This is a genomic window from Marinimicrobium sp. ARAG 43.8, assembly GCF_050113635.1.
In the GTDB taxonomy this organism is placed as follows: domain Bacteria; phylum Pseudomonadota; class Gammaproteobacteria; order Pseudomonadales; family Cellvibrionaceae; genus Marinimicrobium.
In genome coordinates this window covers 157,616-178,456 of record NZ_JBNJLT010000002.1, presented here as the reverse complement: position 1 = coordinate 178,456, position 20,841 = coordinate 157,616, and the positions used below count along the sequence as shown (strand labels likewise).

Sequence of the window (20,841 nt, the reverse complement as noted above, 5' to 3'; positions counted from 1 at the left end):
CGCCTTTTTAGTGCTTTTGGTTATAAGGCGCTGGGTTTTATATGGATTCGGTATAGATTATCGCCATAAATTCCCGTTAATCACTATGCAATTTGGTAGCAAAAACGGGTAATATTCCGCCCATGAAGATCATCATTGTCAGCAAACAGCACGGCCAGACGCGCAGCGTCACCCTGGGAGGGTGGACGCGGGCTCTGCTGTCGATCTGCCTGCTGGGGGTGCCCGTCACTGCGGCGGGTGTTCTGGGCATGCAGTGGCTGAATGGCTGGGGCAGTGACAGTGATATGTTTACGGCGGAGTCACGCCGGGCCTGGGAAGCCACCCTGGCCGAACAGCAGCAGCAGATCAAGCAAACCCGAGAGCATGCCCGATCACAGGTGGCCGCGCTGACGCTAAGAGTAGCCGAGTTGCAGGCGCGGCTGATGCGACTGGATGCGTTGGGTGAACACCTCACCAGCATTGCCAATCTGGATGAAGGCGAGTTTGACTTCAGCCAGCCTCCGGCCCTGGGCGGTCCGGAGACGGACACCATCGGCGACCCCTACGCCCCGCCGGACTTTATCTCGGTGATCGACCAGTTGTCGTCCCAGATTGAAAACCGCGAGCAGCAGCTGGCCATGTTGGATACCCTGCTGGCCAAGCGCAAATTACAGGATGATGTGTTCCTCGCTGGTCGGCCAATTAAAAAAGGCTGGATGTCCTCGCGTTTTGGTCGCCGTACCGACCCATTCACTGGTCAAGTCGCCTGGCATGGCGGTGTGGACTTTGCGGGTAAAGATGGTTCCGAAGTCATCTCCGTGGCGGCTGGCGTCGTTACCTGGTCACAGGATCGGCACGGTTACGGTCGAATGGTCGAAATCAATCATGGCAGTGGCTTCACCACTCGCTATGCGCACAACAAGGAAAACCTGGTCAAGGTGGGTGACGTTGTCAAGAAAGGGCAGGTGATTGCCTTGATGGGCTCCAGTGGGCGATCCACTGGGCCGCACGTTCACTTCGAAGTTTATAAAAACGGCCGCGCGGTCGATCCTGCCACGTACATTCATCGCGCCAGTCGTTAAGTTTTCCCTTCCTCACTTGCTTTGGCAAGTCGCTCCCGGTTAACTCGTCGGCCTCCGATGAGGCGACAATCGTTCACCTGTTTACAGCTCAAATACGGTAATAACAATGCTCGGTACTATAGTGAAATCCCTCTTTGGCTCCAAGAATGAACGCGAGCTGAAGCGTATGCGTAAAGTCGTCACCAAGATTAATGAGCTGGAGGGCGACCTGGAGAAGCTCAGCGATGAGGCGTTGACCGCTAAAACCGCAGAGTTCAAGCAACGCCATGAACAGGGCGAAACGCTCGACCAACTGCTGCCCGAGGCATTTGCTGCCGTTCGGGAGGCCAGTAAGCGGGCGCTGGGCCTGCGTCATTTCGATGTCCAGATGATCGGTGGTATGTCCCTGCATGAAGGCAAAATTGCCGAGATGCGCACCGGTGAAGGTAAAACGCTGGTGTCCACTTTGCCGTGTTATTTGCATGCGCTGACCGGTCGAGGCGTGCATGTGGTGACCGTGAACGACTACCTGGCCTCGCGTGATGCGGCCTGGATGGGAAAAGTCTATGAGCGCCTGGGGTTGAGTGTGGGCGTGATTCGCTCCATGCAGCCGGCCGCCGACAAGCGTGACGCTTACGCGGCGGACATTACCTACGGCACCAACAATGAATTCGGCTTTGATTACCTGCGCGACAATATGGCGCTGAGTGTCAAAGACAAAGTACAGCGCTCGCTCAACTTTGCCGTGGTGGATGAGGTGGACTCCATCCTGATCGACGAGGCGCGTACGCCACTGATTATTTCCGGCGCCGCGGAAAACAGCTCAGAGCTGTACATGCGCATGTGCAAACTGATCCAAAGCCTGAACGTTGTGAAGGAAGGCAGCGATGAAGGGGATTACACCGTTGACGAAAAAAGTCGGCAGGTGGAGTTGACGGAAGAAGGCCATCAAAAGGTAGAGGACCTGTTGAGCCGCTCCGGAATGCTTCCTGAAGGTGAAAGCCTGTACGCCGCGACCAACCTGAACTTGTTGCACCATGTGAATTCGGCGTTGCGCGCCCGCGCCCTGTTTCGCCGGGATGTTGAGTACATCGTACAGAACAATCAGGTCGTACTCATTGATGAGCACACCGGCCGGACCATGGCCGGTCGGCGTCTGTCCGAGGGGCTGCACCAGGCCATTGAGGCCAAAGAGGGCGTAACGATTCAAAGTGAGAGCCAGACGCTGGCGTCCACCACCTTTCAGAATTATTTCCGCCTGTACCCAACCCTGTCCGGCATGACCGGTACCGCCGATACGGAAGCCTTTGAATTCCGCGAAATCTACGGTCTGGATGTGGTGGTGATTCCGACCAACCGGCCTAAACAGCGGATTGACCTGAACGATCTGGTTTACCTGACCGTTGCCGAAAAGTACGACGCGATTGTTGATGACATCAAGAAACTTCAGGACAAAAAAGCACCCATTCTGGTGGGCACGGCTTCTATTGAGACCTCTGAGGAAATGTCCCAGCGCCTGAAAAAGGCTGGTATCGCTCATCAGGTGCTCAATGCGAAATACCATGAGCAGGAAGCAGAAATTATTGCTCAGGCCGGTCGGCCTGGCGCGGTGACCATCGCCACGAACATGGCGGGCCGGGGTACCGATATTGTGCTTGGTGGTAACTGGGAAGCTGAAGTGGCTAAACTGGAGAACCCGACCGAAGCCCAGATCCAAGCGGTCAAAGCGGATTGGCAGAAACGCCATGACCAGGTGCTGGAAGCCGGAGGTTTGCACATTATCGGGACTGAACGGCACGAATCGCGCCGTATCGACAACCAGTTGCGGGGCCGTGCCGGTCGTCAGGGGGACCCTGGTGTGACCCGATTCTACTTGTCCATGGAAGACAGCCTGATGCGTATCTTTGCTTCGGATCGCATCCGTGGCTTTATGCAAGCGCTGGGCATGGAGAAAGGGGAAGCGATTGAGCACCGAATGGTGAATAACGCGATTGAAAAAGCTCAACGCAAAGTGGAAGGGCGCAACTTCGATATCCGTAAACAGTTACTGGAATTCGATAACGTCTCCAACGATCAGCGGCAAGTGGTGTATCAGCAGCGTAATGAGCTACTCGAAGCGGAGAGCATCACCGATACCATCAACTCTGTGCGCTTCGATGTGGTGAATGATATTGTCAGCGAGTACATCCCGCCCCAAAGCCTTGAGGAACAGTGGGATGCCCCGGGGCTGGAAAAACGTCTGGAACAGGAGTTCGGTTTGCAACTGCCCGTTGCGCAATGGCTTGATGAAGACGATCAATTGCATGAGGAAAAGTTGCGCGAGCGGCTGCAGACAGAAGTGCAGGGTGCGTACGATGCGAAATGTGCCCGCATCGGGCCAATGATGACCGAGATTGAAAAGCAGGTGATGTTGCAGGTTCTGGATAACGCCTGGAAAGAGCAGTTGCAGAATATGGACCATCTGCGTCAGGGGATCAATCTGCGTTCCTACGCTCAGCGTAACCCGAAACAGGAATACAAGCGCGAGGCGTTCTATCTGTTCCAGTCCATGCTTGAGAAGGTGAAGCACGAAGTCGTGCACCTGCTGGCTCGAGTCGAGCCGGTGAGCCGTGAACAGATGGAAGAGATGGAGCGCCGCCGCCGCGAGGCGCGCGAGAAGCAGCAAATGCAATTGAAGCACGATGAGGTGTCCGCGTTGGGCGGTGCTGAACAGGCCGCCGATCAAGCGCCGGCAGAAGGGGAACCCGGCGGGCGTCCGTTTGTGCGCGAGAGCCGGAAGGTGGGGCGCAATGATCCCTGTCCATGCGGGTCCGGGAAAAAGTACAAACAATGCCACGGAAAGCTAAGCTGATTCGGGCCTATCCACTGGATGAACAAACGGAGTTTCCTCAATGGCTGTCGGTGAATATTCGTTCCCTTCCATGCCTGCCCTGACAGGCGTTCGTCTGGCCACGACCAGCGCGGGTATTAAAAAACCCGGTCGGCAGGACCTGGTGCTTATCGAATTGGCCGAAGGCACTCGCACGGCGGGTGTTTTTACACGCAACGCGTTTTGCGCCGCGCCAGTGACACTTTGCCGGGAATATCTCAAGCAAAGTCGTCCCCGCTTCCTGGTGATCAACTCGGGCAACGCCAATGCCTGCACGGGTGAGCGCGGGCGCCGCGATGCCATCGCGACCAGTAGCGCCGTCGCCCGTTTGGCCAGCGTCATGACCGAACAGGTATTGCCCTTTTCCACGGGAGTCATTGGCGAGCCGCTGCCGTTGAAAAAAATCGAAGGCGCTCTGCCGTCGGCCTACGAGGCCTTGAGTGACAACGGCTGGGAAGCCGCGGCCAAAGCCATTATGACGACGGACACCCGCCCCAAAGGTTTTACCGGAACCGTAGAGCATGAGGGGAACACGGTCACCGTTAACGGCATCGCCAAAGGGGCCGGCATGATACGGCCCAATATGGGAACGATGCTGGCCTATATTGCGACCGATGCCGATATTGCGCAGACGGTGCTGGAGGACCTTTGCAAAGAGGCCGCCAATCGCTCGTTTAACCGCATTACCATTGATGGCGATACCTCGACCAACGACGCGTGTGTGTTGATGGCGACAGGTACTTCCGCAGCTCCGCTGATTGAAAAACCCGTTGGGGAGCTTTACGAGAAAGTGCGCGCGCTTGTGATTGAAGCGCATGAGTATCTGGCCAAGTGTATTGTGGCGGATGGCGAAGGAGCAACCAAATTTGTCACGTTGGAAATCAGCGGTGGTGCCAATGACGATGAATGTTTGCAGGTAGGCTACGCGGTAGCCCACTCCCCGCTGATCAAAACTGCGCTGTTCGCGTGCGACCCCAACTGGGGGCGTATCGTGGCGGCGGTGGGGTACGCCGGGGTTTCCGGGCTTGATCCCAGTAAGGTATGTATCCAGCTTAACGACACGGTGATCGTGGAAAATGGCGCGCGAGCGGAGTCCTACACCGAGGAGCAGGGGCAGGCGGTGATGGACGGCGAGGAGATCGCCATCCGCATCCATCTTGGTCGGGGCGACGCCAGACAGCGACTGTGGACCACGGATCTGTCGCACGAGTATGTGCGAATCAATGCTGACTACCGAAGCTGATATGGCCGCCGTGGTTCGGGTCGCCGTGGGCGTGGTACAGGACGCCTCTGGTCGGGTGCTGATCGCGCGCCGACCGGATCATGTCCACCAGGGCGGACTGTGGGAATTTCCCGGTGGCAAGATGGACGAGGGGGAAACGCTGACTCACGCACTTACCCGCGAGCTTGAAGAAGAGCTGGCGATTCGGGTGCGCGAAGCCGAGTCGTTGATTGATATTCGGCACCATTACCCGGATAAATCCGTCTGGTTGCAGGTGTGCCGGGTCACTTGCTTTGAGGGGGAGCCGCAGGGCAATGAAGGGCAGCCGGTTCGCTGGGTCAGCCCCGAGGCGCTGCTGGACTATGATTTTCCAGCAGCCAATCGTCCCATAGTGAATGCCATCCGTCTGCCATCCCAGTGGGTGATCACTGGGCCTTCACTGTCCGAAGACGATTGGATGGAGCGGTTGCAGGAGGCATTGCGGCGTGGTGCGCGTGCACTGATTTTGCGGGCGCCGGAGCTTTCCGTCGAGCAATATCGCCACAGGGCTCGACAGGCACTGGCGTTGTGTCAGGCGTTCGACGCGCGATTGCTGGCTCACGGCCCGGAAGCTCACTGTGATGAAGCGCTCGGTGGATGGCATATGAATGGGGAGGCACTGGCCCGCTGCTCGCAGCGCCCGGTGCCGCCGTCACGCTGGTGGGGCGCGTCTTGCCACTCGCCCGGAGAACTGGCTCGGGCGGTGGAACTCGGCGTGGACTATGTAACGCTCTCTCCGGTTAACGTTACGGAATCCCATCCGGACATTGCCCCGCTGGGCTGGCGGCAGTTCGCGCAGTGGGTTGCTGATACGCCGTTACCCGTGTACGCCCTGGGTGGTATGACAGCTCAGGATCTGGAGCAGGCCAAAGCCAGCGGCGCACAGGGCATTGCCGGCATCAGGTTTGGATGGCCTCTCTTTAATAGCCTCTCTAATAACCAGAGTCGTCCTCTGGGTCGGGTATGACGGGCTCTCCTGGAATCTTGTGATTCTCACTGGCCCACTCTCCAAGGTCGATCAGTTTGCAGCGTTCGCTACAAAAAGGGCGGTAGGGAAAGGCGTCGGTCCAGCGCACGGTTTTTCCGCAAGTCGGGCAGTTCAGTGTGATGGGCTCGGCGGTGTGCTCGGTCATGGGCTTGTCCCAGATTAATGCATGGGGCGGCCGTTATAGCACCGTGTGCCCACCGGTTCAATCCCGCTGACGCAGAATGGTCAATTGGATGCTGCCCACCCGAAAGCCCCATTTACGCAACGTGGATTGGTTGATCACGGTGTTCTCATCCACCAGCTACATCCAGTTTTCCACGCTCAGCTCCGGTTTTGGCCGTGCCCCCTGCGGATAAACCGATTTCAGAACAAATCGGTAAAGATAACACCGAGGCCCACGGCGGTGGTGTGATGGTCGTAGTCAATCAGGCTGTGTCCGTAGCCGTTGAAAATTTTCAGGTACCCGCGAGTGGTGGAGGAGACCGGGAAGCTCCAGCCCAATTCCACCGCCCCCCGGTTATCCGAGCGCAGATTATTGCGCACCATCAGGCTGAGTATATTCTCTTTACGTTGATAGGCGCCGGACAGTTCAAAATGGCCCATATATTTTTCGATATCCGGGTTGTCATCGCCCGTGGGGTCGTCCGGCCCGTCTCCCTCGCTTTCTGGCAGGCGATACCAGGGCGTGAAACTGAATGCGAAAGGCCCCCGTTCAAACACGGTGTTGACCATCACCCGGTCCCAGCTTCGGGAAAGGGCGCCGCTCTGACCATTGGACTGGTGCGTCAGCATTACCTCGTTCAGCACATTGCGGAACCCGAAGATTTCCCAGTCATTGACGAAGCTCAGGATCAGCTCGGGCTGGTGATTGGTTTCCCGGAAGGGGCGAGAAATATCTTCGTTGTAGGCCTGCCATAACGAGTGGTTGGTGTAGGCCATGTAAAGGTGGCCGTTGTCGCCGAAAATTCCTTCACGAATCAGAATTTTGACGCTTAATTGAAATTCCACTTCGATCTTTTTCTGATCCGTCAACTGGCTGTCCGCCTGGGTATAGGGCTCAATGTTGCGCCCTTCCTGATAGCTCACCGGAAGCAGATAATTACGGCGGTGCGGCGTCAGAAGGAATCGGTTGGCCCGGTTGAGCGCCTCCATACCCAGGCGTCGCTCCAGGATGCGGCTGTTGCCCGTCGGGTCACTGTCGTTGTCTTTGCCTTCAGCTTCATCGCTTAACGCTTCCAGGGCACGCCGTACGGCGTCCTGTTGGTTGGCGTCTTCCCGGGCCAACGTATTACACAGTTCGCGAAGCTGTTTGATGGTCAGCTCTCCGCCAGCACCCGGTGCCGCAATCTTCAGGCATTGAACCATGAGTTCTTCGGGCAACTCGGCGCTGCCAGACTCCTCCTCGTCCGTTTCTGCGCTCAGCGGCAGGGATATCAGGGTCATTAGAAGCGCAGTTAACGGGGCGGCGTATCTCAGTAGCATGTTGAATCCTTGAAAAAACAACGGGTCACGCTACTTAGGATAACGCATATTGAGAGAGTCGTCGGGTTATGTCGAGAAAATTGAGCAGTGGGTCAATGTCGCGCCATGCAGCGTATGGCCGCAGCGGCGGCAGACGTGCGATTGTCCACCTCCAGTTTGCGGAATACCTGTTCGAGATGCTTGTTGACGGTACGAGGGCTCATGGACAATATCTGGCCGATCTCCCGGTTGGTTTTGCCCTGGGCGATCCACAGCAGTACATCAGCCTCCCGGCTGGTGACGCCGAAGGTGTGCCGCAGCGATTGGGTTTCCGAGTTTTCGGGCCGTTGCTCAAGCAAGCGCAACAACAGATCGGTTTCGTTCAGCGGCGCGAGGAACTCCAGCGTCAGATGTCGCGCCATCGGGGTGAGCGGCAGCTTGTGACCGGTTTCTGGCTGGTGCGACAGCCACTCGCGCAACTGGCTGGCCAGCGTGGTCTGGGCTTCCGGGTTCTGAAGCCCGGCGCTGTCCAGTTGCTCCTGCACTTGTGGGGTGGTCCACAACAGCCGCCCTTCCCGGTCGATGGCGAACAAGTACTGTCCCGCTGTGTCCAGCGCCCGATGCGCGCTGAGTGTTAGTCGGGCGTTGGCGATGTGTACCTTCATTCGAGCCACGAGCTCTTCGGGATTGATCGGTTTGGTGATGTAGTCCACTCCACCAGCGCCCAGCCCCTTCACCACGTGCTCGGTGTCACTCAGCCCGGTCATGAAGATAACGGGCACATTAGTGAGACGGGGGTTGCGCTTGAGATGCTCACAGGTTTCGAAACCGTCCATGTGCGGCATGAGCGCGTCCAGAAGAATAATATCCGGTGTAATATTGCGGGTGATAGTGAGTGCCTGCTGGCCTTCCAGCGCTACCAACACGGTCATATGCTCGGCTTCCAGCGCATCGCTGAGCATGTGAATGCTGTCGATGGCATCGTCGACTACCAGCACCACGGGTTCAGGAGAGGTCGCTTTGGCGTTCATGGTCGGTTACCTGTAGGAGTCGGATGATGGTTTCAAACTGAAAACGGGACGCGAGCTGAGAGAGGGTATGCACAAAGCGGGCATCGGCCTCGCCGCTCTCTTTCAGTTGGGTCAGGGTTTGCAGCAAGCCGCTCTTGTGGCCAATCAGAGCCAGCTTTCTCAAGTGCTGTAAATGAGCATCGGCGGGTAGCTGCAACAGGTCGATCGTTTCCGGGGCGGCGTTGTGCGCGGTTCTGGGAGCGGCCGATTGTGTGTGTGACGTTTCCCACACCAGTTTCAGCTGCTGGGCAAGCGTGTCGAGCAGCGATACCAGCCGCACGGGTTTAACCAGATAGGCGTCTTCGAGTCGCTCGCGTTCGGACTGACCTTCACTGGCGTCTGCGGAAATCATAACAATCGGTTTTCGGTAACCGGTGTCGCGCAGTTGCCGGAGTAATTCCCAACCATCGAGACCGGGCATTGAAACGTCCAGCAGAATTAAGTCCGGGTGCTCGCGTCGTACCCGATCCAGCACTGTCAGCGAGTTGTCCACCTGGCAGACGTCGAAGCCAATCGGCGTCAATGTCGCTTCTACCAGTTGGCGGTGCGAGGCTTCATCATCCACGACCATAATGCGACGGCGCTCACCGCTGTAGCCACGAATGGCCAGCGGCTCTGCGGTATGCGGTTCGGTGGGTGCCTGCAAGCTGGTCATCATTAAGGTCACCTTGAAACGACTGCCTGCGCCCAGCTCACTGGACAGGTTGATGTCGCCGCCCATAATGTCGGTCAACAGTTGCGTTATGGTGAGACCGAGCCCGGTACCTGAGACCTGCTCGCCGGGCCGACGAATACGCTCAAAGGGCCGGAAAATGCGTTGTTGATCGTCGGGAGAAATGCCGGTGCCGGAGTCGGCGATGATAAACTCGGCGACTTCACTGCGATAGCGGACAGTCAGGCGCACATAGCCTTTGGCCGTGTATTTGATGGCGTTGGAGAGCAGATTGATCAGAATCTGGCGCAGGCGTTTTTCATCGGTTCTCACCAGCGCCGGTAACCGGTCCCGGCACTCATACTCAAAGGTCAACCCTTTGGCCTCCGCCTGGAACTGAAACATGTGGACCAGCTGCTCCAGTAACGGTCCCAGACGAACGGCATCCCGATGTAGATCCAGACGGCCCGCCTCAATTTTGGAGATATCCAGTAAGCCCTCGATTAAATCCGAGAGGTGCTCACCGCTGCGACGTATAACACCCAGCGCATCGCGACGATTTTCTGGAATGCTGCTGTCACGCTCCAGCAGCTGTGCATAGCCGAGTACCGCGTTGAGGGGGGAGCGTAGCTCGTGGCTGATGCCGGTTAAATAACGGCTCTTGGCCTGGTTAGCAGCGTCGGCCTGTTCTTTCGCTTTTTGCAGAGCGCGATCCGTTCGCTCATGCGCATCCACCTCTTCCATTAACAGTCGCGTCTGTCGTTGTGATTCCTCCTGGGCCACCACACGGCTCTCGTGAGCCAGCACAAAGAGCCAGCTTACGACGCCCGTGATAATGAGCAGAATAAAAAATACTTTCCACAGCAGTGCCGCAAACATGGCTTCTGTGGCGGGCTCGGGAAACGGTGTCTGATGATAGATCAAGGCCAGCAATAAGCCGGAAAAACCATTGATACCCAGCACCAGCGCCAGAAAATTACCGAGCTTTGCATTCATATCGGGAATGAGCCAACCCGGTAGCCAGCCTTTGATCCAGGTGCGAATCTGTTGCGGATAGCTCGCGCCCGGTTTACAGAAGTCGTTACAACGGGCATCCAGAGAGCAACACAGTGAACAGATCGAACCATCGTAGGCGGGGCAGTGTGTCAGGTCCTCAATGTCAAAGGCGTGCTCGCAAATGCAGCAGCTTTGTCGCGAAGCCAATGGGGTTAAATGCACGGGCTCGCGGGCAATGTAATAGCGCCCGCGCGTGTGCCAGGCGATCAGTGGCGCGATGATAAGCGCGCTGATTAACGTCAGGAAATGACTTAGCGCTTTGAGCCACTCCCCTAAAAAACCGAGATAGGCAATGATGCCGACAATCGTAGCAATCAGCATGCTGCCAACGCCGACAGGGTTGATGTCGTAAAGGTGGGCACGCTTGAACTCGATATGCCGGGGGCTTAATCCAAGGGGCTTATTGATCACCAGGTCAGCGACCAGTGAGCCCACCCAGGCGATAGCGATTAGCGCATAGAATCCCAGGGTATTTTCAAAGGCGCGGTAGACGCCGAGCTCCATGACCAGCAACGCGATGGTCACGTTAAACACCAGCCACACCACCCGGCCGGGGTGACTGTGGGTTAATCTTGAGAAAAAATTCGACCAGGCAATGGAACCGGCGTAGGCGTTGGTCACGTTGATTTTCAGCTGTGACAGAATCACAAAAATGCCCGCTACCGCCAGGGACGCCTGAGGTGAGTGGAAGACGTACCCAAAGGCGATCTGGTACATGTGGGTGGGGTCCAGCGCTTCCTCGGCCGGTACGCCGTGATTCAGGGTGAGCACCGCAAGAAAGGAGCCAGCGAGCATTTTAATCGCGCCGATAACAATCCAGCCCGGCCCGCCGGCGCACAATGCCAGCCACCAACGTTTGCGCTGATGGGGTTTGGGCTCAGGCATAAACCGCAAAAAATCCACCTGTTCGCCAATCTGTGCGATCAACGCAAATATGACAGCGCAGGCTGCGCCGAAAAGCAGCCAATTGAAGTCATGACCGGCGGGGCCGGCGAACTGTGTCCAATTCGAAACGGACTGAATGTCGGCCCAAAGAATGTAAGCGAAGGGCAGTATTTGCAGAATGACCCACAGCGGTTGGGTCCAAAGCTGAAAACGGCTGATAAAGGTGATGCCGTGAGTCACCAGGGGAATAACAGCCAGCGAGCACAATACATAGCCCCAGGCCACGGGCAGACCAAACAGGATTTCCAGCGCCATGGCCATGATAGCCGCTTCGAGCGCAAAAAAGATGAACGTAAAAGAGGCATAGATCAGGGAAGTAATGGTTGAGCCGATATAACCAAACCCCGCTCCCCGGGTCAGCAAGTCAATATCGACCCCATAACGTGCCGCGTAATAACTGATAGGTAGCGCCGTGAGCGCAATCACCAGACTGACGACCACGATAGCGGCCAACGCATTGGTGAAGCCATAGTGAAGCGTGATGGCGCCACCGATGGCTTCCAGTGCCAGAAAGGAAATGGCCCCCAGGGCCGTATGCGCCACTCGTCCTGGCGACCAGCGCCTGGCTCGCTTGGCGGTGAAGCGCAACGCATAGTCTTCCAGTGTCTGGTTAGCGACCCACTGGTTGTAGTTGCGGCGCACGCGGAAAATGGCTTGTTTGGCCGTCATTGCACTGAGTTACCTTCGCCATTTGAGGTTGTGGCGACGTCCCTCTGCCAAATATGTGCTGCTTCTTGGGGCTGATGGCTCGAGCGCCTGACTCAAAATGGTGCTCGATATTCGTCGACGTTCGCGGACGTGGCCTCCGCACCGCACTCGGGTGTTTTCTCCAAAGGCCCCTCTGCAAACCACTATCAAGCTTTATGCCATCCAAGCTTTAGCCATATAAGCCATTTGACGTAGAAGCCTGCGGCATTTGTCGAATGGGCGCGGACGATGAGCACTAGCAGAATGCCAGTATGGCTTTTCGCTGTCATGGCGGTAGCGGACAGGGTTAGCCAGTCGGGTTTCGCACTCATAGACCACTCAAACACAGACCAATGAAACGAGGAAAGACCATGGTGACTCTTTTTAGTAATCCTTCGGGTTTTAGTAATCCTTCGGGATCGCGCCGCGTTGGGGGCGGCCTTCTCAAAAGTCTGCTGGCCGTTACGGCCGGTTTGGCCATGAGCGCGGCGTCAGTGGCCCAAGAGGTCAATACGACGGGCCTGGCGGTGACGGACGATACCGTGAAAGTGGGTATCCTGCACTCCGTAACCGGAACAATGGCCATTAGTGAAACCGGCTCGGTACAGGCGGAGAAGCTGGCTATCGAACAGATCAACGCCGCTGGCGGTGTGCTGGGTCGTCAGATCGAGTTTATTCAGGAAGACGGTGCCAGTGACTGGCCGACCTTCGCCGAAAAGTCCCGTAAGTTGCTGCGCCAGGATAAGGTGGCAGCGGTGTTCGGTTGTTGGACCTCAGCGTCCCGAAAAGCGGTATTGCCGGTGTTTGAGCAATACAACGGCATGCTGTACTACCCGACGTTCTATGAGGGGCTGGAGCAGTCTCCTAACGTTATCTACACCGGCCAGGAAGCAACCCAACAGATTCTTGCGGGTATCGACTGGGTGGTTGACGCCAAAGAAGCCAAGACCTTCTACTTGCTCGGCTCCGATTACATCTGGCCGCGTACCTCCAACAAAATTGCTCGCAAGCACATTGATAAGCTGGGCCTGAAAGTGGTGGGCGAAGAGTATTACCCCCTCGGTCATACCCAATTCAACTCGGTGATCAACAAAATCAAGCTGCGTAAACCGGATGTTATTTTTGCCTCTGTGGTGGGCGGCTCCAATGTGGCGTTCTATAAACAGCTCAAGGCGGCTGGCATCGATATGACCAAGGAAAAACCTCTGGTGCTGACCATCTCGGTGACCGAGGATGAGATTCTGGGTATTGGTGGCGAGAACGTACAAGGGGCCTACGCCTCGATGAAGTACTTCCAGAGCCTGACCAACCAGAACAACGAAGAGTTCGTCAAGGCGTTCAAAGAGCGGTGGGGTGATGACATCGTCATTGGTGACGTCACGCAGGCGGCATACCTCGGCCCCTGGTTATGGAAAGCGGCGGTCGAAAAAGCTGGATCGTTCGATGTGGACAAGGTTCGCGAGGCGTCGCCAGGCATTGAATTAACCACGGCACCGGAAGGTTACGTCAAGATTCACCCCAACCATCACCTGTGGTCCAAAACCCGCATTGGCCGTGCAAAAGAAAATGGTCAGTACGAGGTTGTCTTCGAAACGGGTGAGCTGATCGAGCCAGACCCCTTCCCCGAAGGTTACCAATAATAAAAAACGTAAAGCGCTCGATGAAAGGTCAGCCTCGCAACGGCGGGGCTGACTGACCGAATGGCCCTGTGGCCTGATCAGGAGCATGCACGCGGAGACGACTTTCATGTTTGCAGACTATTCCACCTCGGAATTGATGTCGATATTTGCCATGCAGGGTTTTGCCGGGCTGACACTCTTTTCCGTCTTCTTGTTGATGGCCCTGGGCCTGGCGATTATTTTTGGCCAGATGGGGGTGATCAATATGGCACATGGGGAGTTTATGATTCTCGGTGCCTACATAACCTATATGACGTCCAACCTGTTCTCCGAGTACCTTCCGGGGTTCTATGGCTCCTACTTTTTTGTGGCGATGATATTGGCCTTCATCGCAGCGGGGTTACTGGGGGCATTGGTGGAGTGGGCGATGATTCGCCATCTTTATCACCGGCCTCTGGATACCTTGTTGGCCACCTGGGGTCTGAGTTTGATTTTGCAACAGGGCTACCGATCCATTTTTGGGGCCAGGGAAGTTGGCGTCAGCATGCCTGACTGGATGATGGGGTCCTACCCCGTGACGGATTTGGTGGAAATTCCCATTAACGGTTTGTTTGTCATGTGTCTCTCGGTGGCCATCACCATCGTGGTAGCGATATTGATGTATCGGTCACGGTGGGGCATTCAAGTGCGTGCCGTTGTACAGAACCGTACCATGGCCGACGCGGTGGGTATCAATACCCAGCGGGTGGATCGTATGACGTTCGCCCTGGGGTGCGGTATCGCTGGAGTGGCTGGTGCGGCGTTTACAATGATCGGCTCTACCGGACCCACTTCGGGTCAACTCTATATTGTCGATACCTTTCTTGTCGTGGTATTCGGTGGCGCGGCGAGTTTGCTGGGAACGGTGGCATCGGCGTTCACGATTTCCCAGGCACAATCCACTATGGAATTCTTTTTGAGCGGTTCCATGGCGAAAGTGCTTACATTGCTGTTTGTGGTCGGTGTTCTGATGGCTCGTCCTCAGGGCCTGTTCACATTGAAAGTTCGTCGCTAAGGAGAACTCAATCATGACTGGCATACGTTCACTGTTCTCCCGGCACGACTTACTCAGCTTTGCCGTGCTGGCGGTTGTGTTAATTGTCGTGTTCCCATTGGCGCTGGACATCTTTCGCCTGAACCTGGTGGGGAAATATCTCACCTATGCGTTCGTCGCTCTCGGCCTGGTGTTGTGCTGGGGATATGGCGGTGTACTCAGTTTGGGGCAGGGTGTGTTTTTCGGGATTGGCGGCTACATGATGGCTATGTTCTTGAAGCTGGAAGCCTCGGACCCTGAAAGTACCGCTATCCAGTCCACACCGGGTATTCCCGATTTCATGGACTGGAACCAGATTACCGAGTTGCCCTGGTTCTGGGAACCTTTCTACAGCTTCGGGTTTACGCTGCTTGCTGTCGTTCTGGTGCCCTCGCTGTTTGCGTACCTGATCGGCGTGGCGATGTTCAAGCGCCGAGTCAGCGGGGTGTACTTTGCCATTATCACCCAGTCCATCGCCGCGATCCTGACGATTCTGATCATCGGCCAGCAAGGCTATACCGGTGGCGTTAATGGCATCACGGATCTTCGCACATTGCTCGGATGGAATATTCGATCAGATTTCGCGAAGTACGTCTTCTACTTTATTTGTGTCGGACTTTTGCTGGCCTGCCTGGTCGTTGCCCAGTTTGTTCGACAGAGTAAGTTCGGCCGTATTCTTGTGGCGATGCGGGGCTCCGAAGACCGGATTCGGTTCTCCGGCTACGATGTGGCGAACTTTAAAGTGTTTGTATTCTGCCTGGGCGCGGCATTCGCGGCCATCGGCGGCGCGATGTTCACCTTGCAAGTGGGGTTTATGTCCCCCAGCTTTATCGGCATTGTGCCGTCCATTGAAATGGTAATTTTTTGCGCGGTGGGTGGTCGCCTGTCGCTGTTTGGCGCCATTTACGGTGCGCTCCTGGTGAACTGGGCCCGCTCCATGTTTTCCGAAAGTTTTCCCGAGCTCTGGTTGTTTGCGATGGGCGCACTGTTCATCGGTGTGGTACTGGCTTTTCCCAATGGTATCGCGGGTCTTTACGACACCTACGCGCGAGGTCATGTCGTCCGGAAGATGGATGAATGGGTGAGTCGTCTGAAACGTGAAAGTGGTAACCCATCGCTTGAAGGAGTTGCTCATGAGCGCCAGTAATACTGATTTTGTTCTGGCCGTGGAGAATCTCACGGTATCGTTTGATGGCTTTAAAGCGGTAGATGATCTCACCTTATACGTCGATGAAGGTGAAATCCGGGTGATTATTGGTCCCAACGGCGCGGGGAAGACCACGGTTCTTGATCTGATTTGTGGTCGCACCCGATCCACCGAGGGCTCCATACGTTTTCGCAACCAGGAGCTTACCCGAATGACCGAGTCCGACATTGTGAAGTCCGGGGTGGGACGAAAATTCCAGACGCCGTCGGTGTACACGGACTTGACGGTATTTGAGAATCTGGAGATTTCCTATCCACGGGGTCGCAATGTGTTCGGCTCCCTGTTCTTCAGACGCGATGCCGAGGTGGTCAGAAAGTGTGAGGAAATCGCGGACATGATTCTGCTCAAGGATCAGCTTTATGAGTCCGCGGGGCTACTGAGTCACGGTCAGAAGCAGTGGTTGGAAATCGGCATGTTGTTGATTCAGGACCCGGACCTTCTCATGTTGGATGAACCGGTGGCGGGTATGTCCGTGACCGAACGGCAGGAAACCGCCAAGCTGCTGCGTCGTATATCCGAGAACCGATCTGTGATCGTGATCGAGCACGATATGCAATTTGTGGCAGATATCGCTGACAAGGTCACGGTCTTGCATCAGGGACGAATTCTGACCGAAGGTGCCATCGATTCGGTGAAGAACGATCCCAAAGTGGTGGAAGTGTATCTGGGCCATTAACTCAAAGAGGGCAAGCCATGCTCAGCGTAGCGGATTATCGGGTCAGTTATGGCCAGAGTGAAATCGTACACGGGATGAATTTCTCGGTTAAGCCCAACGAAATTGTAGCGGTGATGGGGCGCAATGGAATGGGTAAGACGACCCTGATGAAGTCACTAATGGGGGTCATTCCCTGCTCGGGCGGACAGGCAACACTGGAAGGCCATGATATTACCACCCTGAAAAGCCACCAGCGGGTGAAGCAGGGGCTGAGCTATGTCCCCCAGGGACGAATGATTTTCTCCAGTATGACGGTACGGGAAAATATCGAAACAGGGCTGACCGTCAGCGGACGCCGGTCCGTGCCTCGGGACTTGTACGACCTGTTTCCCGTGTTGCTGGACATGCGCAATCGGCGCGGCGGTAACCTCTCGGGCGGACAGCAGCAACAGCTGGCGATTGCCCGCGCGCTGGCCAGTGACCCCAAAGTCCTGTTACTGGACGAGCCGACAGAGGGCATCCAGCCTTCGATTATCAAAGAAATGGCGCAAACGCTGAAAGACATTCGCAACCAGAGAGGACTGACGATTATTGTCTCCGAGCAGGTTCTGAGTTTTGCATTGGAGGTGGCAGATCGAATTCTGGTTGTAGAGAAGGGGCAGGTTGTTCACGAGGAAGAGCGGGCCAGTGTGGATGCGCAAAAAGTGGCATCTTATTTATCGGTATAACCCGACTGTATATTCGAGGAGACGACAATGCGACACGGTGATATTTCCAGCAGTGATGATACCGTTGGCGTGGCGGTGGTGAATTACAAAATGCCCCGGCTGCACACCAAAGCGGAAGTGCTTGATAACGCCCGAGCCATTGCTGACATGATCGTGGGTATGAAGCAGGGGTTACCGGGAATGGACCTGGTGATCTTTCCGGAGTACAGCACAATGGGCATCATGTACAACCCCGACGAGATGATGGCCACAGCGGCCACTATTCCAGGAGAGGAAACGGATATTTTCGCAGAAGCCTGTCGGACGGCCAATACCTGGGGTGTATTTTCCCTCACCGGGGAACAACACGAAGAGCACCCGCATAAAGCCCCTTACAACACGCTGGTGTTGATCAATAATCATGGCGACATCGTGCAGAAGTATCGTAAGTGCATTCCCTGGTGTCCGATTGAAGGCTGGTATCCGGGAGATCGCACCTACGTCACCGAGGGCCCCAAGGGCCTGAACATCAGCCTGATTATCTGCGACGACGGAAACTACCCGGAAATCTGGCGCGATTGCGCCATGAAAGGGGCCGAGTTGATTGTGCGTTGCCAGGGCTATATGTACCCGGCCAAGGAGCAGCAGGTGATGATGGCCAAATCCATGGCCTGGGCCAATAACAGTTATGTGGCGGTGGCCAATGCCACCGGTTTTGATGGCGTCTATTCCTACTTTGGTCATTCCGCCATTATTGGTTTTGATGGGCGCACTATGGGTGAGTGTGGTGAAGAGGACATGGGTGTGCAGTATGCGCAACTGTCGGTCAGCCAGATTCGCGATGCTCGCGCCAATGACCAGTCGCAGAACCACCTGTTCAAGTTGTTGCACCGCGGCTACTCCGGCATCTACAACTCGGGCGACGGCGAACGCGGTGTGGCCGAGTGTCCGTTCGATTTTTATCGCACCTGGGTTCTGGATGCGGAGAAGGCCCGCGAACAGGTAGAGAGTCTTACCCGGAAGACGGTCGGCGTGGCCGAGTGCCCCGTGGGTGACTTGCCCCATCCGGGCCGGGAAAAAACGGTGGGCTAGGGTGCAATGCCTTATTTGACCGACCGTTTGCAGGATGAAGCATTGCAACAGTCCACCCGTGAGACTGACGGGCCCGCAGTGTTTCCGTCACGCTTTCGATTTGACCCGCTCGCTGTATCGGCACAGTTGCGGGATGGTTTGCAGGGACAAGAAGAGGCGCTCTCGGTTGTGAGCGATGAGCTGATGCGGATTAAAGCTGACATCGGTGAGCCCGGACGTCCGCTGGCGGTATTTTTGCTGGCGGGTCCGACCGGAGTGGGTAAAACAGAAACGGTGCGCCTGTTGGCCAAAGCCCTGCATGGCCAAACCGATGCGTTTTGTCGAGTGGATATGGGGACACTTACCCAGGATCATTACACCGCTGCGATCACCGGTGCGCCGCCGGGTTACGCCGGAAGTCGCGAGAGTCATACATTAATTGATGAAACGCACATACGGGGCAACTTTAGCACCCCGGGTGTCGTTCTGTTTGATGAGCTTGAAAAAGCCGGGCCGGAGGTGCTGAGAAGTTTGCTTGGCGTACTGGACTACGGCCAGTTGCGCCTCACCTCCGGGCAAAAAGTTCTGGATTTTCGCAACAGCCTGGTGTTTATGACCACGAATCTCGGTTCCCGGGAGCTGACCCGTTGTCTGGAACGGTCGCAGCGATGGTATTGGCTCGGTCGGGGGAGCATCCAGAAACGTCAGTTGCGCTATACGGTCCATCGAGCATTACAAAACGGGCTGGATCCCGAATTTCTCAACCGTATCGATCATACGCTGGTGTATTACCCCTTGGCCACCAAAAACCAGCCGGCCATTGTCGAACGCTTGTTGCGAAACCTCAATCAGCGGCTCGCCAGGAAACGTGTTGCTGTCAGTCTTTCCGATCGCCTGTGTGAACAGCTGGTCAGTGAAGGCTTTGACCCCCGTTACGGCGCCCGTTCTATGAAAAGACATTTTCGGAAAATGGTAGAAACGCCAGTAGCGCGCCACCTGCTGACCGAGAATTTCCAGGTGAGCGACAGTGGAGAGAAAGCGGGCGTTGTCGTGTATGCCTTGCACTGTGACTGGCGAGAAGGGCGTGTGTTTGTAAGCGCGCTGGATGTCGAGAGACCACTACGTCAAATAACGCAGGTGCAGGGCTAATTGCCGTATGGGCTCTACGGGGTGCAATTTTCATAATGGCATGGACAAGGGGCGTCCGACGCCCGATGAATTCCATCCTGTCAGGAGCCATGCCATGACCGAAACCATTATCAAGATCGATCTTAATAAAACCCCTTACGAGAACGACAAGGTCCACAATCGCTGGCACCCCGACATTCCCATGGCCGCCACAGTGAAACCGGGTGACGACTTTATTATAGAGTGCTACGACTGGACGGGCGGCCAGATCGCCAATAATGACAGTGCCGATGATGTGCGTGATGTCGACTTGACCCAGGTACACTTTTTGTCCGGCCCGGTGGGCGTGGAGGGCGCAGAGCCCGGTGATTTGTTGGAAGTGGATATTCTCGATATCGGTGCCTTTGACGAAAGCCAGTGGGGCTTTAACGGCTTCTTTTCCAAAAAGAACGGTGGTGGGTTTCTCACTGAGCACTTTCCCGAGGCCCAGAAATCCATCTGGGATTTCAATGGAATGTTCACCAAATCCCGGCATATTCCCGGCGTGGAATTTGCCGGTCTGATTCATCCCGGCTTGATCGGTTGTCTGCCCTCGAAAGAAATGTTGAACGAATGGAATCAACGTGAAAAAGCGTTGTACGACACTGAACCAGACCGCGTTCCGGCCCTGGCGACCTTGCCCTATGCCGATACCGCGCATATGGGCCGTATGGGTAAGGATGACGCGAAAGCAGCGGGCGCCGAAGCCGCCCGTACAGTGCCTCCACGAGAGCACGGGGGGAACTGCGATATTAAAGACCTGTCGCGAGGTTCCAAAGTCTACTTTCCGGTGTACGTCAAAGGGGCCGGCTTATCGGTAGGGGATTTACACTTCAGCCAGGGCGACGGGGAAATTACCTTCTGTGGCGCGATTGAAATGGCCGGTTGGATCCACCTGCGCGTAAAACTGGTGAAGGATGGCATGGCCAAGTACGGTATCAAGAACCCGATTTTCAAGCCCAGCCCCATGGCACCCAAGTACGATGACTACCTGATTTTTGAAGGGATTTCCGTTGACGAACAAGGCAAGCAACATTACCTGGATGTGCATGTGGCCTATCGCCAGGCGTGCCTCAATGCTATCGAATATTTAACCAAGTTTGGTTACAGTCGGGCCCAGGCCTACGCCATTCTCGGTTGCGCGCCGGTGCAGGGACACATCAGCGGCGTGGTGGATATTCCCAATGCCTGCGCGACGTTATGGTTGCCCACCGATATCTTCGATATCGACGTCAATCCAAGTGCGGACGGCCCGGGAGCGAAGGTGTCCGGTGCAATGGATGTTCCCTTGTCCAAGGATAAGGAGTAAGCGCC

At 56.0% G+C, this 20,841-nt stretch carries 17 protein-coding genes; 12 read left to right on the top strand and 5 right to left on the bottom strand.

Going from position 1 to position 20,841, the window contains the following annotated elements; translation table 11 throughout:
• Positions 1 to 122 precede the first annotated feature (122 nt).
• From ACQCLF_RS06015 to ACQCLF_RS06000, 4 genes are all read left to right on the top strand, one after another.
• Positions 123 to 1,061: a M23 family metallopeptidase gene (locus ACQCLF_RS06015; protein ID WP_426985401.1), complete on the top strand. Its 939-nt coding sequence runs from the start codon at positions 123 to 125 to the stop codon at positions 1,059 to 1,061.
• 106 nt (positions 1,062 to 1,167) lie between these two features.
• Positions 1,168 to 3,891, top strand: a complete 2,724-nt coding sequence (gene secA, locus ACQCLF_RS06010) for a preprotein translocase subunit SecA (RefSeq protein ID WP_426985400.1) — start codon at positions 1,168 to 1,170, stop codon at positions 3,889 to 3,891.
• A 40-nt stretch (positions 3,892 to 3,931) separates the two neighbouring features.
• Positions 3,932 to 5,152 (top strand): bifunctional glutamate N-acetyltransferase/amino-acid acetyltransferase ArgJ, encoded by a 1,221-nt coding sequence (argJ, locus tag ACQCLF_RS06005; protein ID WP_426985399.1) that lies wholly within the window; start codon positions 3,932 to 3,934, stop codon positions 5,150 to 5,152.
• Positions 5,133 to 6,137, top strand: coding sequence for a Nudix family hydrolase (locus ACQCLF_RS06000; protein ID WP_426985398.1), 1,005 nt, complete (start codon positions 5,133 to 5,135; stop codon positions 6,135 to 6,137). The genes argJ and ACQCLF_RS06000 overlap by 20 nt, the downstream gene beginning before the upstream one ends.
• On the opposite strand, the gene yacG is transcribed toward ACQCLF_RS06000, so the two are convergent.
• The 5 genes from yacG to ACQCLF_RS05975 all read right to left on the bottom strand — a co-directional run bounded on the left by yacG (position 6,103) and on the right by ACQCLF_RS05975 (position 12,011).
• On the bottom strand, positions 6,103 to 6,303 hold the full coding sequence (gene yacG / locus ACQCLF_RS05995) for a DNA gyrase inhibitor YacG (RefSeq protein ID WP_426985397.1): 201 nt from the start codon (positions 6,301 to 6,303) through the stop codon (positions 6,103 to 6,105). The genes ACQCLF_RS06000 and yacG overlap by 35 nt on opposite strands.
• Before the next feature lie 57 nt (positions 6,304 to 6,360).
• On the bottom strand, positions 6,361 to 6,456 hold the full coding sequence (locus ACQCLF_RS05990) for a DUF3833 family protein (RefSeq protein WP_426985396.1): 96 nt from the start codon (positions 6,454 to 6,456) through the stop codon (positions 6,361 to 6,363).
• A 65-nt stretch (positions 6,457 to 6,521) separates the two neighbouring features.
• The gene (locus ACQCLF_RS05985; RefSeq protein WP_426985395.1) at positions 6,522 to 7,640 is read right to left on the bottom strand and encodes a phospholipase A; all 1,119 of its coding nucleotides are present in this window, start codon (positions 7,638 to 7,640) and stop codon (positions 6,522 to 6,524) included.
• Between the two features lie 92 nt (positions 7,641 to 7,732).
• Positions 7,733 to 8,650 (bottom strand): response regulator, encoded by a 918-nt coding sequence (locus ACQCLF_RS05980; protein ID WP_426985394.1) that lies wholly within the window; start codon positions 8,648 to 8,650, stop codon positions 7,733 to 7,735.
• Positions 8,625 to 12,011, bottom strand: coding sequence for a hybrid sensor histidine kinase/response regulator (locus ACQCLF_RS05975; protein ID WP_426985393.1), 3,387 nt, complete (start codon positions 12,009 to 12,011; stop codon positions 8,625 to 8,627). Before ACQCLF_RS05975 ends, ACQCLF_RS05980 begins: the two co-directional genes overlap by 26 nt.
• A 497-nt stretch (positions 12,012 to 12,508) precedes the next feature.
• Between ACQCLF_RS05975 and urtA the strand changes: the two genes are divergently transcribed.
• From urtA to fmdA, 8 genes are all read left to right on the top strand, one after another.
• Positions 12,509 to 13,669 (top strand): urea ABC transporter substrate-binding protein, encoded by a 1,161-nt coding sequence (urtA, locus tag ACQCLF_RS05970; protein WP_426985767.1) that lies wholly within the window; start codon positions 12,509 to 12,511, stop codon positions 13,667 to 13,669.
• A gap of 106 nt (positions 13,670 to 13,775) precedes the next feature.
• A complete protein-coding gene (urtB, locus tag ACQCLF_RS05965; RefSeq protein ID WP_426985392.1) occupies positions 13,776 to 14,702 on the top strand; it encodes an urea ABC transporter permease subunit UrtB in 927 nt (308 codons plus the stop codon).
• 13 nt (positions 14,703 to 14,715) lie between these two features.
• Positions 14,716 to 15,867: an urea ABC transporter permease subunit UrtC gene (gene urtC, locus ACQCLF_RS05960; RefSeq protein ID WP_426985391.1), complete on the top strand. Its 1,152-nt coding sequence runs from the start codon at positions 14,716 to 14,718 to the stop codon at positions 15,865 to 15,867.
• Positions 15,854 to 16,603, top strand: coding sequence for an urea ABC transporter ATP-binding protein UrtD (urtD, locus tag ACQCLF_RS05955; protein ID WP_426985390.1), 750 nt, complete (start codon positions 15,854 to 15,856; stop codon positions 16,601 to 16,603). Before urtC ends, urtD begins: the two co-directional genes overlap by 14 nt.
• A gap of 17 nt (positions 16,604 to 16,620) precedes the next feature.
• Positions 16,621 to 17,310 carry an urea ABC transporter ATP-binding subunit UrtE gene (gene urtE, locus ACQCLF_RS05950; RefSeq protein ID WP_426985389.1) on the top strand — a complete coding sequence of 230 codons (690 nt, stop codon included), beginning with the start codon at positions 16,621 to 16,623 and terminating at the stop codon, positions 17,308 to 17,310.
• A gap of 27 nt (positions 17,311 to 17,337) precedes the next feature.
• A complete protein-coding gene (locus ACQCLF_RS05945) occupies positions 17,338 to 18,381 on the top strand; it encodes an aliphatic amidase (RefSeq protein WP_426985388.1) in 1,044 nt (347 codons plus the stop codon).
• Between the two features lie 6 nt (positions 18,382 to 18,387).
• On the top strand, positions 18,388 to 19,509 hold the full coding sequence (locus ACQCLF_RS05940) for an AAA family ATPase (RefSeq protein ID WP_426985387.1): 1,122 nt from the start codon (positions 18,388 to 18,390) through the stop codon (positions 19,507 to 19,509).
• A gap of 94 nt (positions 19,510 to 19,603) precedes the next feature.
• Entirely contained in the window at positions 19,604 to 20,836 is a 1,233-nt protein-coding gene (gene fmdA, locus ACQCLF_RS05935; protein ID WP_426985386.1) for a formamidase, read from the top strand.
• Positions 20,837 to 20,841 lie beyond the last annotated feature (5 nt).

Excerpts from the sequence above, each read along its gene's own strand:
- ACQCLF_RS06015 (WP_426985401.1), top strand. The coding sequence starts at position 123 with ATGAAGATCATCATTGTCAGCAAACAGCACGGCCAGACGCGCAGCGTC.
- secA (WP_426985400.1), top strand. The coding sequence starts at position 1,168 with ATGCTCGGTACTATAGTGAAATCCCTCTTTGGCTCCAAGAATGAACGC.
- argJ (WP_426985399.1), top strand. The coding sequence starts at position 3,932 with ATGGCTGTCGGTGAATATTCGTTCCCTTCCATGCCTGCCCTGACAGGC.
- ACQCLF_RS06000 (WP_426985398.1), top strand. The coding sequence starts at position 5,133 with ATGCTGACTACCGAAGCTGATATGGCCGCCGTGGTTCGGGTCGCCGTG.
- yacG (WP_426985397.1), bottom strand. The coding sequence starts at position 6,303 with ATGACCGAGCACACCGCCGAGCCCATCACACTGAACTGCCCGACTTGC.
- ACQCLF_RS05985 (WP_426985395.1), bottom strand. The coding sequence starts at position 7,640 with ATGCTACTGAGATACGCCGCCCCGTTAACTGCGCTTCTAATGACCCTG.
- ACQCLF_RS05980 (WP_426985394.1), bottom strand. The coding sequence starts at position 8,650 with ATGAACGCCAAAGCGACCTCTCCTGAACCCGTGGTGCTGGTAGTCGAC.
- ACQCLF_RS05975 (WP_426985393.1), bottom strand. The coding sequence starts at position 12,011 with ATGACGGCCAAACAAGCCATTTTCCGCGTGCGCCGCAACTACAACCAG.
- urtA (WP_426985767.1), top strand. The coding sequence starts at position 12,509 with ATGAGCGCGGCGTCAGTGGCCCAAGAGGTCAATACGACGGGCCTGGCG.
- urtB (WP_426985392.1), top strand. The coding sequence starts at position 13,776 with ATGTTTGCAGACTATTCCACCTCGGAATTGATGTCGATATTTGCCATG.
- urtC (WP_426985391.1), top strand. The coding sequence starts at position 14,716 with ATGACTGGCATACGTTCACTGTTCTCCCGGCACGACTTACTCAGCTTT.
- urtD (WP_426985390.1), top strand. The coding sequence starts at position 15,854 with ATGAGCGCCAGTAATACTGATTTTGTTCTGGCCGTGGAGAATCTCACG.
- urtE (WP_426985389.1), top strand. The coding sequence starts at position 16,621 with ATGCTCAGCGTAGCGGATTATCGGGTCAGTTATGGCCAGAGTGAAATC.
- ACQCLF_RS05945 (WP_426985388.1), top strand. The coding sequence starts at position 17,338 with ATGCGACACGGTGATATTTCCAGCAGTGATGATACCGTTGGCGTGGCG.
- ACQCLF_RS05940 (WP_426985387.1), top strand. The coding sequence starts at position 18,388 with ATGCCTTATTTGACCGACCGTTTGCAGGATGAAGCATTGCAACAGTCC.
- fmdA (WP_426985386.1), top strand. The coding sequence starts at position 19,604 with ATGACCGAAACCATTATCAAGATCGATCTTAATAAAACCCCTTACGAG.